Source organism: Streptomyces sp. NPDC058284, from assembly GCF_042881135.1.
Lineage (GTDB): Bacteria > Actinomycetota > Actinomycetes > Streptomycetales > Streptomycetaceae > Streptomyces.
The window spans coordinates 104,082-115,794 of sequence record NZ_JBHVYE010000024.1 but is presented as its reverse complement, the minus strand read 5'-3'; the positions used below and the strand labels follow the sequence as shown (position 1 = coordinate 115,794).

Annotated in this window: 11 protein-coding genes; 3 read left to right on the top strand and 8 right to left on the bottom strand. The window is 71.2% G+C overall.

Annotation, left to right across the window (positions count from 1 at the left end; genetic code table 11):
* Positions 1-277: 277 nt before the first annotated feature.
* Both ACFVYR_RS28565 and ACFVYR_RS28560 read left to right on the top strand, forming a co-directional pair.
* Positions 278-730 (top strand): hypothetical protein, encoded by a 453-nt coding sequence (locus ACFVYR_RS28565; RefSeq protein ID WP_384263950.1) that lies wholly within the window; start codon positions 278-280, stop codon positions 728-730.
* A 102-nt stretch (positions 731-832) separates the two neighbouring features.
* The gene (locus ACFVYR_RS28560) at positions 833-1,555 is read left to right on the top strand and encodes an NDP-sugar synthase (protein WP_384263952.1); all 723 of its coding nucleotides are present in this window, start codon (positions 833-835) and stop codon (positions 1,553-1,555) included.
* A 106-nt stretch (positions 1,556-1,661) separates the two neighbouring features.
* On the opposite strand, the gene ACFVYR_RS28555 is transcribed toward ACFVYR_RS28560, so the two are convergent.
* The 6 genes from ACFVYR_RS28555 to ACFVYR_RS28530 form a co-directional block, all read right to left on the bottom strand.
* A complete protein-coding gene (locus ACFVYR_RS28555) occupies positions 1,662-3,350 on the bottom strand; it encodes a DoxX family membrane protein (RefSeq protein WP_384261182.1) in 1,689 nt (562 codons plus the stop codon).
* A 95-nt stretch (positions 3,351-3,445) separates the two neighbouring features.
* On the bottom strand, positions 3,446-4,393 hold the full coding sequence (rlmB, locus tag ACFVYR_RS28550) for a 23S rRNA (guanosine(2251)-2'-O)-methyltransferase RlmB (protein WP_384261184.1): 948 nt from the start codon (positions 4,391-4,393) through the stop codon (positions 3,446-3,448).
* Between the two features lie 110 nt (positions 4,394-4,503).
* Positions 4,504-5,904 (bottom strand): cysteine--tRNA ligase, encoded by a 1,401-nt coding sequence (gene cysS / locus ACFVYR_RS28545; protein ID WP_384261186.1) that lies wholly within the window; start codon positions 5,902-5,904, stop codon positions 4,504-4,506.
* An 88-nt stretch (positions 5,905-5,992) separates the two neighbouring features.
* Positions 5,993-6,499, bottom strand: a complete 507-nt coding sequence (gene ispF / locus ACFVYR_RS28540; RefSeq protein ID WP_384261188.1) for a 2-C-methyl-D-erythritol 2,4-cyclodiphosphate synthase — start codon at positions 6,497-6,499, stop codon at positions 5,993-5,995.
* Positions 6,489-7,220 carry a 2-C-methyl-D-erythritol 4-phosphate cytidylyltransferase gene (gene ispD, locus ACFVYR_RS28535; RefSeq protein WP_384261191.1) on the bottom strand — a complete coding sequence of 244 codons (732 nt, stop codon included), beginning with the start codon at positions 7,218-7,220 and terminating at the stop codon, positions 6,489-6,491. Before ispD ends, ispF begins: the two co-directional genes overlap by 11 nt.
* A 333-nt stretch (positions 7,221-7,553) precedes the next feature.
* Entirely contained in the window at positions 7,554-8,036 is a 483-nt protein-coding gene (locus tag ACFVYR_RS28530) for a CarD family transcriptional regulator (RefSeq protein ID WP_003953493.1), read from the bottom strand.
* A 748-nt stretch (positions 8,037-8,784) separates the two neighbouring features.
* Between ACFVYR_RS28530 and ACFVYR_RS28525 the strand changes: the two genes are divergently transcribed.
* On the top strand, positions 8,785-9,531 hold the full coding sequence (locus tag ACFVYR_RS28525; protein WP_384261193.1) for a copper chaperone PCu(A)C: 747 nt from the start codon (positions 8,785-8,787) through the stop codon (positions 9,529-9,531).
* 108 nt (positions 9,532-9,639) lie between these two features.
* On the opposite strand, the gene ACFVYR_RS28520 is transcribed toward ACFVYR_RS28525, so the two are convergent.
* Together ACFVYR_RS28520 and ACFVYR_RS28515 are read right to left on the bottom strand one after the other, a co-directional pair.
* Positions 9,640-10,320 carry a response regulator transcription factor gene (locus tag ACFVYR_RS28520; protein ID WP_030362171.1) on the bottom strand — a complete coding sequence of 227 codons (681 nt, stop codon included), beginning with the start codon at positions 10,318-10,320 and terminating at the stop codon, positions 9,640-9,642.
* Positions 10,317-11,582 (bottom strand): sensor histidine kinase, encoded by a 1,266-nt coding sequence (locus ACFVYR_RS28515; protein ID WP_384261195.1) that lies wholly within the window; start codon positions 11,580-11,582, stop codon positions 10,317-10,319. Before ACFVYR_RS28515 ends, ACFVYR_RS28520 begins: the two co-directional genes overlap by 4 nt.
* Positions 11,583-11,713 lie beyond the last annotated feature (131 nt).

Sequence of the window (11,713 nt, the reverse complement as noted above, 5' to 3'; positions counted from 1 at the left end):
GCGGAGCATGCCCTGCGGGCTTGCGTCGCTTGCTGTAATCGATGGCCATCGCGTCCCCTGAGCTGGGGTGTTGCAACGACCACTAGAACTCAAGGCAGGTACGGGGCCCTTCGCGTACGGCCTGCCGCACAGGGGTGCGGGTGTCGACAAATACCCCGGCACAACGGGTCATTTCACCGGGGCCGCGTCAACACCGCTCCAGGAAAACACTCTTCTCTGTCGCTCAACCGAGTGACTAAATGTCGCCAAATCATCACCGAGCGCTACGCTCACTCGCGTGACGCACTCCGCCAACTACACCCAGAAGCGCCGATCCCATCGGGGACCCGCCCGCCGCATCGGCCGCACGCTCGCCCTCGTCCTGCCCGTGATGCTGGTGCTTTCCGGGACCCTCGCGGTCACCAGCGTCAACTGGTCGGGAGACTCCTCGGACTCGATGCTGACCGCGTCCGCCGACAACCTCTCCAAGCCCGCCAAGTCGCGCGCCCCGCATGACATCCTGCGCGACCGGCTCCTCCTGGAACTGCAGGAGAAGAACCCGGGCGTCGCGCTCACCCACCTTCAGCAGGAGGTGAACCGCCACCCCTCGCTGGCCCGGCACTGCGCCTCGCTCGCCCGCGCACTCGGCCGCGCCGCAGTGCGGGTGTACGGCCCGAGCCGCGCCCAGTCGTACGCCAGGCCCGTCTGCGACACGTCCTACGCCACAGGCGTCGCCCGGTACGCCTCTTGAGCCGTCCCGCGACCGGGAGCGAAAGCCGGGGGCGGGGCGGGAAGCGGGGCAGCGGGTGGGGCCGGGGTCAGAGCTCCGCGCTGTCCGCTTATCGTGCAGTGCATGACTGCTGACCCGCCTCCCAGGCAAGCCGTGATCCTCGCCGGAGGCCAAGGCTCCCGCCTCCGCCCCTACACCGACGACCGGCCGAAGCCGATGGTCGAGATCCCCGGCACGGGGACCCCGATCATCGGCCATCAGCTTGCCTGGCTGGCCGCGGAGGGCGTGACGGACGCCGTCGTCTCCTGCGGCCACCTCGCCGAGGTCCTCCAGGAGTGGCTGGACGCCGCCGACCTCCCGCTGAACGTGACCACGGTCGTCGAGAAGGAACCGCTCGGCCGCGGCGGCGGCCTCAAGTACGCCGCCCGTCACCTGCCGCACGCCGACCAGCCCTGGTACGCGACGAACGGCGACATCTGGACCCGTTTCTCGCTGCGCGACATGGCGGCCTTCCACGCCGAGCGCGACGCCACCGCGACCCTCGCCCTGGCCCGCCCCCGCATCCCGTGGGGCGCCGTGGAGACGGACGCGTTCGGCCACATCACGGACTTCATCGAGGCGCCGCCGTCCCCGTACCTCATCAACGCGGGCGTGTACGTGTTCTCGGCGGCCTTCACCGAACTGCTGCCGGACCTCGGCGACCACGAGCGCACCACGTTCCCGCGCCTCGCCCGTGCCAAGCGCCTGGCGGGGTTCCCGCTGCCGCAGGGCGCCTACTGGCGGGCGATCGACACCGCCAAGGACCTCACCGAGGCCGCCAAGGAGCTCGCCGCACAGGGCCGTTGAGGGCCCAGGAGGTTTCCCTTCCGGATACGCCGACGGGGCCCCGCACGATACGTGTGCGGGGCCCCGTCGGCGTAGGCGGAACAGGCGTGGGCGGGACGTCGGAGCGTCAGTGGCCGAGCACTCCGCCCAGCAGTCCGCGGGGCTCCTCGCCGCCCCCTGAGCCACCCGACGTACCGGCGCCACCCGCCGCACCGCCCGCGCCGCCGGAACCGCCGCTGGACGACGGACCCGCGGTCGTGGCCGTCGGCTGCTGCTGTCGCTGCGGCGCCGACTGCTGCGGCGGGGCCTGGCCCGCCGTGCCGCTGCTGCCCTGCGGCTGGCTGGGCTGCGTGGAGCCGACCGTGCCGCTCTCCCGGGAGCGGGCCGCGCCCGGCGCCGTGGCGCCCTGCGTGGGGCTCGCGGAGCTGCCCTGCGTCGGGGAGGGGCCCGCCGATGCGGTGGGGCTCTGCGACTGGCGGTGTTGCCGCTTCTTCGCGGGGTCTCCGGGGAGCGGGGAGCCCGGCAGTTCGTTGCGCGGCGCCTCGCCGGGACCCGGCGCGGTGACCCGGTCCGCGTCCCGCACCGCGCCGCCCAGCATCGATCCGATGAGCAGGGTGAGGCCGACCACGACCGCCCCGATCAGGCCGCCGCGGCGCAGCACGCGCCGCCGCAGGTCCCAGATGTCGACGCGGGGCCCGAGCGTGCGCCAGGCCTCACCTGCGAGGCGTCCGTCGACGGAGTAGACGGGCGCACCCGCGATGATCAGCGGTGACCAGGCGGCGAGGTAGATGATGTCGGGCGCGTCGTAGGCGGGGACGGTCTTCCAGCTCACGGTGACGATGAGCGCGGCCGAGAGCAGCACGCCGATCGAGGCGGCGACCCGCTGCCAGAGTCCGAGCACCGTCAGGACGCCGACGACGACCTGGAGGAAGGCGATGCAGAGTCCGGCGCCCACGGGGTGCTGGAGGGCGAAGTCGCGCAGTGGCTCCGCGAGTGCCCAGGGGTGCAATGAGGTGAGCCACTTGACCATGGAGCCGCGTTCGCCGCCGTCGAAGTAGACGGGGTCGCAGAGCTTGCCCATCCCGGCGTAGATGGAGATGAAGCCGAGGAAGACGCGCAGCGGGAGCAGGACGACGCCGAGGTTCATGCGGCGTCCGGGGTAGTAGGCGTGCCGGACCGGGTCCGAGCCGCGCCTGCGGGGGCGCTCCTCGCCCTCGTCGCCCTCGTCGTCGTAGCCCTCGTCGTAGCCGTCGTCGTAGCCGTCGTACGCGTCGTGGGCGTTCTCGTCGGCCTGCTGGGCGAGCCGTTCGTCGTAGTCGCTGCCGGGCAGCCGCATCTGCGGCAGCAGCCGGGTGCCGGAGGCGGGGGTGCGGGGTCCGATGACGGCGGGCGTCTCGGCGGTCTCTGGGCCCTCGTCCTCGATGCGCGGGATGACCTGGGTGGCGCCCGCGTCGTCGTAGGGTCCTGCCTCTTCGGCCGAACGGCGCACGCTGTTGCCGCGTACGGCCTGCAGCAGTCTGATCGCGCCGGTGTCGTCCGGATCGGACTTCCCGCTCCAGACGACGGGCGCGCGGCGCTTGGCGGCGGCCCCGGTGGCGGGGATGCGCACCGTCTCGTCGGGGATGCCCAAGTGCCGTGAGATGCGCGGGGATTGAGTGCGCCCAGCGGCGGGAAGCTGCACGCGGAAACTCGCGTGATTGACGATGACCTGCGCCGGGTCGCTCGGCACCTTCACCATGCTCAGCGCGGGAGCATCGTCGAAACCTGACGAGCTTCCCCCCGTGGGAGTGCGGGGTGTTCTGGTGTCCACACTCATCTAACCGAGTGATGTGTGTTTAGGACACTGCCTTGACCATGGGGAAGTGTCCGGGCCGCGTCAAGAGATCACCGCGGCCCGGACATCGCCGCCGGTCAGCTGCGGTGGCGCGACGCCTCGTAGAGCACGACGCCCGCCGCCACACCGGCGTTCAGCGACTCGGCGCCGCCCGGCATCGGGATGCGCACGCGGAAGTCGCAGGTCTCGCCGACGAGGCGGGACAGGCCCTTGCCCTCGCTGCCGACGACGATGACGACCGGGCCGCTGAGCGCCTGGAGGTCGCCGACCTCGTGCTCACCGTCGGCGGCGAGGCCGACGACGGCGACGCCCGCCTTCTTGTACGCCTCCAGGGCGCGCGTCAGGTTGGTGCAGCGCGCGACCGGCGTACGGGCGGCGGTGCCCGCGGACGACTTCCAGGCGCCTGCCGTCATGCCGGCGGCGCGCCGCTCGGGGACGAGGACGCCGTGGCCGCCGAAGGCGGAGACGGAGCGGACGACGGCGCCGAGGTTGCGCGGGTCGGTCACACCGTCGAGGGCGACGATCAGCGGGTCCTGGCCCGCGTCGTACGCGGCGGCGGCGAGCTCCTCGGGGTGCGCGTACTCGTACGGCGGGACCTGGAGGACGAGGCCCTGGTGGTTGAGGCCGTTCGTCATGCGGTCGAGCTCGGGGCGCGGGGCCTCCATGAGGTGGATGCCGCCGCGCTCGGCCGCGAGCTGGAGCGCCTCGCGGACCCGCTCGTCGTTGTCGATGAACTGCTGGACGTAGAGCGTGGTGGCGGGCACGCCGTCGCGCAGCGCCTCGAAGACGGGGTTGCGGCCGACGACCATCTCGGAGGTGCCCTTGCCGCCGCGGTTCCTGGCCGCGGGACGACGGCCGCCGGCCCCCTTCTTGGCCTTGGCGGTGGCGATGCGGTTCTTCACGTGCCCCTTGCGCGCCTCGGCGGGCGGCGTCGGACCCTTGCCCTCAAGGCCGCGGCGCCGATTGCCGCCGCTGCCGACCTGCGCGCCCTTCTTGCCGGACATGCGGCGGTTGTTAGCGGCCATGACCTACCTGTCTGTTGTGGTGCGTGGGCGCGTACATGCGTACGCGCACGGAGGTGTACGTCTATGAAGTGTGCCGCCCGAAAGGCCGGGCGGCACATCAGCGGTGTCGCCTAGCGCGGACCGAGGGTCCAGCGGGGCCCTGTCGGACTGTCCTCGATGACGAGGCCCGACTGGTTCAGCTGGTCGCGGATGGTGTCGGCGGTGGCCCAGTCCTTGCGGCCGCGGGCGGCCTCGCGCTGGTCGAGGACGAGACGGACGAGGGTGTCCACGACGCCGTGCAGGTCGTCGCCGCGGTCGCTCTGGCCACCGGCCCAGTGCGGGTCGAGCGGGTCGAGGCCGAGGACGCCGAGCATGGCCCGCACCTCGGCGAGGCGTGCCACGGCGGCTTCCTTGTCGTCGGCGGCCAGGGCGGAGTTCCCCTGGCGGACCGTGGTGTGGACGATGGCGAGCGCCTGCGGTACGCCCATGTCGTCGTCCATGGCGTCGGCGAAGGCGGGCGGCACCTGGGCGGCGGGCTCGACGATCCCGCCGGCCTTCTCCACCACGCGCTGCACGAAGCCCTCGATGCGGGAGAACGCGGACTCGGCCTCGCGCAGCGCCTCCGGGCTGTACTCGATCATCGAGCGGTAGTGCGGGGTGCCGAGGTAGTAGCGCAGGACGATGGGGCGCCACTGCTTGACCATGTCGCTGACGAGGACCGAGTTCCCGAGGGACTTCGACATCTTCTCGCCGCTCATGGTGACCCAGCCGTTGTGCACCCAGTACCGCGCGAAGGTGTCGCCGAAGGCCTTGGCCTGGGCGATCTCGTTCTCGTGGTGCGGGAAGATCAGGTCGATGCCGCCGCCGTGGATGTCGAACTCGCGGCCCAGGTACTTGTGGGCCATCGCCGAGCACTCCAGGTGCCAGCCGGGACGGCCGCGGCCCCACGGGGTCTCCCAGGCGGGCTCGCCGGGCTTGGCGGCCTTCCACATGGCGAAGTCGCGCGAGTCGCGCTTGCCCGCGACGCCCTCGTCGGGCTGGCGCAGGTCGTCGATGTCCTGGTTGGAGAGCTCCAGGTACTGGGGCCAGGAGCGCACGTCGAAGTAGACGCTGCCGTCGGCCTCGTAGGCGTGGCCGCGCTCGATGAGGCCGCGCATCATCTCGACCATCTCGGTCACGTGCCCGGTGGCGCGCGGCTCGTAGGTGGGCGGGAGGCAGCCGAGCGCGTCGTATCCGCTGTTGAAGGCGCGCTCGTTCTCGTACCCGATCGACCACCAGGGACGGTCCTGGTCGGCCGACTTCTTGATGATCTTGTCGTCGATGTCGGTCACGTTCCGGATGAACGTCACGTCGTACCCGCGGTAGGTGAACCAGCGGCGCATGATGTCGAAGTTCAGGCCGGACCTGATGTGCCCGATGTGCGGGGCCGCCTGCACCGTGGCACCACAGAGGTAGATCGAGACACAGCCGTCGTTGAGGGGGCTGAAGTCACGGATCTGCCGGGCGCTGGTGTCGTACAGGCGAATCGTCACCACTCCAGGGTAGTGGGCGCCGGGCAGTGCCCTGTGCCCCGTTGGGCCACAGGGCACCGAACTGTGACGTCGCCGCGTCCTGCGGCTCTTACGCCGGTGTACGGACGACCAGGGCTGTCGCGATCGCCGCGAGCCCGTCGCCGCGGCCGGGAAAGCCGAGGCCGTCGGTGGTGGCGCCGGAGACGCTGACGGGGGCTCCGGCCGCTTCGGAGAGCACCTTCTGCGCCTCTTCCCTGCGCTTGCCGATCTTCGGGCGGTCGCCGATGACCTGCACGGCGACGTTGCCGACGGTGAAGCCGGCGGCCCTGACGATGCGGGCGGCCTCGGTGAGCAGGGTGAGACCGGAGGCGCCGGACCACTCGGGGCGTCCGGTGCCGAAGTGCGCGCCGAGGTCGCCGAGGCCCGCCGCGGAGAAGAGCGCGTTGCAGGCGGCGTGCGCGACGACGTCGGCGTCGGAGTGGCCGGCGAGTCCGGGGCCCTCGTCCTCCCACTTCAGGCCCGCGCACCACAGTTCGCGGCCCTCTTCGAAGGCGTGGATGTCGGTGCCGATGCCGACCTGCGGCAGCAGCGGCACCTGGTGGGTGTCAGAAGCCATCGTTGGCCCTCCTGCGGGCGAGGACGGCCTCGGCGAGCACCAGGTCGAGGGGCCGCGTCACCTTGAAGGCCTCCTCGTGGCCCGGCACGCAGACGACGGGCAGGCCGAGCTGCTCGACCATTCCGGCATCGTCGGTCACCTGGCCGGTGACGCTCTCGTGGGCGCGGACGAGCGTGGCGCGGTCGAAGCCCTGCGGGGTCTGCACGGCGCGCAGCCGGGCCCGCTCGGGGGTGGCCACGACGGCTTCGGGGCCGCCGGGCTCCGTGGCCGGTTCGACCTGCTTGACGGTGTCGGCCAGGGGCAGCGCGGGGACCACGGCGGGCGCTCCCTCGCGTACGGCCTCGATGACGCCGTCGACCGTGTCGACGGGCACCAGGGGGCGGGCCGCGTCGTGCACGAGGACGATGTCGAAGCCGGGCGGCAGGGCGTCGAGACCGGCGCGCACGGACTCCTGGCGGCTCTGACCTCCGGGTACGACGACGAAGTCGGTGCGCTCGGGCAGCGCGTGGTCGTCGAGGAGGGTCTTGACCTCGGGGGCGCCGTCGGGCGGTGCGACCACGACGACGAGGGAGACGGCCCGGGATTCCGCCATGGCGCGCACGGCGTGGATGAGCATCGGGGTGCCGTTCAGCGCGCGAAGCGCTTTGGGGGCGCCAGGGCCGAGGCGCACGCCCCGCCCAGCCGCGGGAATGACCACCGCGGTACGGGATTCGCTAGACATCGGTTCCGTTCAGGTTTGTGTGCTCGACCGACGTGGGTATGGCCTGGGCGTGCCCCCGGCTCGAGCGCAGTGCGGAGCCAGGGGAGTGCCGGGCACGAGCCTCGACCGGACCCCTTCCGTGACATCTGGTCGAGACGGCTGCCGGAGCCCGGCACGCCCAACACGGCTCCCATGGGGCCGCACACGGCTGGGTACGAACATGCCGCAGCGCCCGGCGACTCCCATAAGGGTCAGCGGGCACCGCGGCATTTTTGCGCCGATCATTACCGCACCGGGCAGCGCTGCGCCGATGCGGCGCGAGACCGCCGAGGCAGGCGCCTCGGACCGTCCGCGTCAGGACGCGAGGACCTCGTCAAGCAGGGCCTCGGCCTTGTCCTCGTTCGTGTTCTCCGCGAGGGCGAGCTCGCTCACCAGGATCTGGCGGGCCTTGGCGAGCATGCGCTTCTCGCCGGCCGACAGGCCCCGCTCCCGCTCACGACGCCACAGGTCACGCACGACTTCCGCGACCTTGATGACATCGCCGGAGGCGAGCTTCTCGAGATTTGCCTTGTAGCGACGCGACCAGTTCGTGGGCTCTTCGGCGTACGGCGCGCGCAGTACTTCGAAGACCCGGTCGAGGCCGTCCTGCCCGACCACATCACGCACACCGACGAACTCCGCATTGTCCGCTGGCACACGCACCGTCAGGTCGCCCTGAGCGACCTTCAGCACCAAGTAGGTCTTGTCCACGCCTTTGATCTGGCGAGTTTCGATAGCCTCGATCAGCGCGGCCCCGTGATGGGGATAGACCACGGTGTCGCCAACCTTGAACGTCATGTGACAGGTACCCCTTCCGTGGCTATCCATCCTAACACGAGAATCGCCTCTTCTGAATGGCGTTTTCGCAGGTCAGGGCATATCTCGGGGCTTGACAACAGCAACAGGAACGTGCTGCGGAGGGCTCCCGGAACGGGGTATTCGCAGGTCGGAGCGGCTCTTCGGGGAGCCGGAAACGCGCCTGCCGCGCGCCCCTCAAGAGCGCCCAGGACGGCCGAACGTCCCGGTTTGCGCGGTTCCAAGCGGTGAACTTTCGATACTCCGTTCGGGGGCCGAAGAGGTCTGCTGAGCGCCACCCGAAGCGTTTCCCGGCGATTCCGGAATTGATCAAGCAGTCGTGTGATCAATTCTCCGGACCACCATGCATTCCTTACCGGAAATCCCCAGGACGGCCCGCCGGAGCACTTGACGGCGCTTATGCGAATGGTGGCGGTGGGGCCGGTGAGGCGGAGGGTGGCGGAGGAGTAGGCAAGGGGGCGCGCGGACCGGGAGGCGGCGCGGATGTGACGCGGATGTGGCGCGGTATGTGGCTCGGACGCGGCGCGGTATGCGGCTCGGACGCGGTCCGGGTGCGGTCCGGATGCGGCGTGGGTGCGGTCCGGATGTGGCCCGGGTGCCCTAAGGGGCGGGTCGGGTGCGATGGTGCGGGAACGGCTCGGTAACCTAAGCGCGCTGACACACCCTTAGGGCGGCTTTACTGTCGCCCGTCCTGTCCTGTACCGCCCACGTTCAAGGAGTTGCCGCCGCCGTGAGCCGCAGCCTTCGACGCGGCGCCCTCGCCGCCACCGCCCTCGCGTTCTCGCTCGCGTCGCTCTCCGCGTGCGCCGCAGGCAACAACGCTCAGACGATGGAGGTCAAGCCGGACAACGCCGCGACCTCCGTCGGCGACATCAAGATCCAGAACGCCATGGTCATCACGCAGCCGGACAAGGAGACCGAGGGCCCGGCCGCGGTCTCCGCGACGATCTTCAACGCCGGCGACAAGCCCGAGACCCTGAACGCCATCTCGGTCGAAGGCTCGTCCAAGAAGGCCAAGCTCACCGCGGGCAAGGACGACAAGGCCTCCAAGCCGAACGGTCCGCTGACCATCCCGGCGGGCGGCTCCATCGTCATCGGCGGCAAGAACAACGCCTCCGCGGTCCTGACCGCCGGCCGCGAGTCGATCAAGGACGGCAACGCGCAGCCGGTCACCTTCTCGTTCGGCAAGACCGGCGACGTGAAGATGAAGGCGTTCGTCGTGCCCGCCGGCAGCTACTTCAGCAAGTGGGGCCCGAGCCAGGCCCCGCAGTCGCCGGAGGGGAAGCCGGGCAAGCCCGTGAAGTCCGGTGAGCCGGCGCCCGGCGACTCCGGCAAGGGCTCCCACAAGCCGTCGGACGGCGGAAGCACGAAGCCTTCGGACAAGGCCGACGGTGCGGGTACCGACGCCGGTACGGGCACCGACGCGGGTACCGATGCCGGTGCCAACACCGGTACCGACACCGGCGCCGAGCACTGATCGGCGTACGTAACGCAGCACGGCAGTGATGAAGGGCGGGACCCCGGTCGGGGTCCCGCCCTTCATCACTGCCTACGGCCTGCTGGCTGCCGCCTGCGTTTCTACGGCCTACGGCTCGAACTTGTAGCCGAGACCGCGGACAGTCACCAGGTAGCGCGGCGCCCCCGGGTCCGGCTCGATCTTGGCGCGCAGGCGCTTGACGTGGACGTCGAGGGTCTTGGTGTCCCCCACGTAGTCGGCGCCCCAGACGCGGTCGATGAGCTGCATGCGGGTCAGGACGCGGCCCGCGTTGCGCAGGAGCATCTCCAGGAGGTCGAACTCCTTCAGGGGCAGGTCGACCTTGGAGCCGGAGACCGTGACCACGTGCCGGTCCACGTCCATGCGGACCGGGCCCGCCTCCAGGGCCTGCGGGGCGACCTCCTCGGGCTCGCCGCGGCGGCGCAGGACGGCCCGGATGCGGGCCACCAGCTCCCGCGAGGAGAACGGCTTGGTGACGTAGTCGTCGGCTCCTATCTCCAGGCCGACCACCTTGTCGATCTCGCTGTCCTTGGCGGTGACCATGATCACCGGGACGTTGGAGCGGCTGCGCAGCTGGCGGCAGACCTCGGTACCGGGCAGGCCGGGCAGCATCAGGTCGAGCAGGACGAGGTCGGCGCCGTTGCGCTCGAATTCGTCGAGTCCGTCCGGGCCGGTCGCCGCGATGGCGACTTCGAAGCCCTCCTTGCGGAGCATGTAGGACAGGGCGTCGCTGAAGGATTCCTCGTCCTCGACGACGAGCACTCGGGTCACGGAAGGACCTCCGGGGCAGGAATGGGTTCGTACGCGGTGTTCGCGGCGGATTCGTCGCCCGCGGCGGTCTCCTCGTCGAGGCCGCCGCCGCGACCGGTTCCGCGGTCGCGGTGCGCGGCCGCCTCGGGCAGCCGCAGGGTGAAGGTGGAGCCCTGTCCCTCGGAGCTCCACACGGTGACCTCCCCGCCGTGCGAGGCGGCCACGTGTTTGACGATGGCGAGGCCGAGGCCCGTGCCGCCGGTGGCCCGGGAGCGGGCCGGGTCGACGCGGTAGAAGCGCTCGAAGATGCGCTCCTTGTCCTTGTCGGAGATGCCGATGCCCTGGTCGGTGACGGCGACCTCGATGAGGTCGCCGCCGGGTGCGGCGACCCGGCGGGCGGCTATGCCCACGCGGGTGCGGGCGGGGCTGTAGTTGACGGCGTTCTCGACGAGGTTGCCGAGGGCCGCGGCGAGCTGGCCGCGGTTGCCCCAGATCTGGAGCTCCGCGGTGCCGCCCGCCGCCATGGTGATCTGCTTGTGCGAGGCCTGGTGGCGGCTGCGGTCGATCGCCTCCGCCACCAGTTCGTCGACACGGACCGGTTCGGCGTCCTCCAAGGGGTCGTCGTTCTGTACCCGGGAGAGGTCGATGAGCTCCTGGACGAGGCTGGTCAGGCGGGTCGCCTCGATCTGCATGCGGCCCGCGAAGCGCTCGACGGCCTCAGGGTCGTCGGAGGCGTCCATGACGGCTTCGGAGAGGAGGGAGAGGGCGCCGACCGGGGTCTTGAGCTCGTGGCTGACGTTCGCGACGAAGTCGCGCCGTACGGCCTCGATGCGGCGGGCCTCGGTGAGGTCCTCCACGAGGAGCAGGACGAGCCGGGAGCCGAGCGGGGCGACGCGCGCCGAGACCGCGAGGGCCTCGCCGCGGCCGGTGCCGCGCCGCGGCAGGTCCAGTTCGACCTGGCGTATCTCCCCGTCGCGGCGGGTGTCGCGGGCCATCTGCAGCATCGGTTCGACGGCGAGTTTCCCGCCGCGTACGAGACCGAGCGCGTACGCCGCCGAGCTGGCCTTGACCACGCTGTCGGCCTCGTCGAGGACGACCGCGGAGGAGCGCAGCACGGAGAGCACCGTGTCCACCCCCGGCGGGAGTACGGGGTCGGTGTGCAGGGAGGTCCGGGTGGGGCGTTTCTGGTCGCGCTCGCTCCATCGGAACGCCAGCATGGCGATGACACCGGTGCACACCCCGGCGATCGCTGCCGCTGCGGCGACCGCCGCGTTCACGTCCATGGGTCCAAGGTTATGCGCCTGGTCAGCGTGGCCCACAGCCAAACGGGTGCCGCCTCGAACACTCGTCGCCCAGAGTTCACCGTGGGGACGGTGCCGGTTCACTTCCCCCGGCCGGGCGGGGGCGGGTGCGG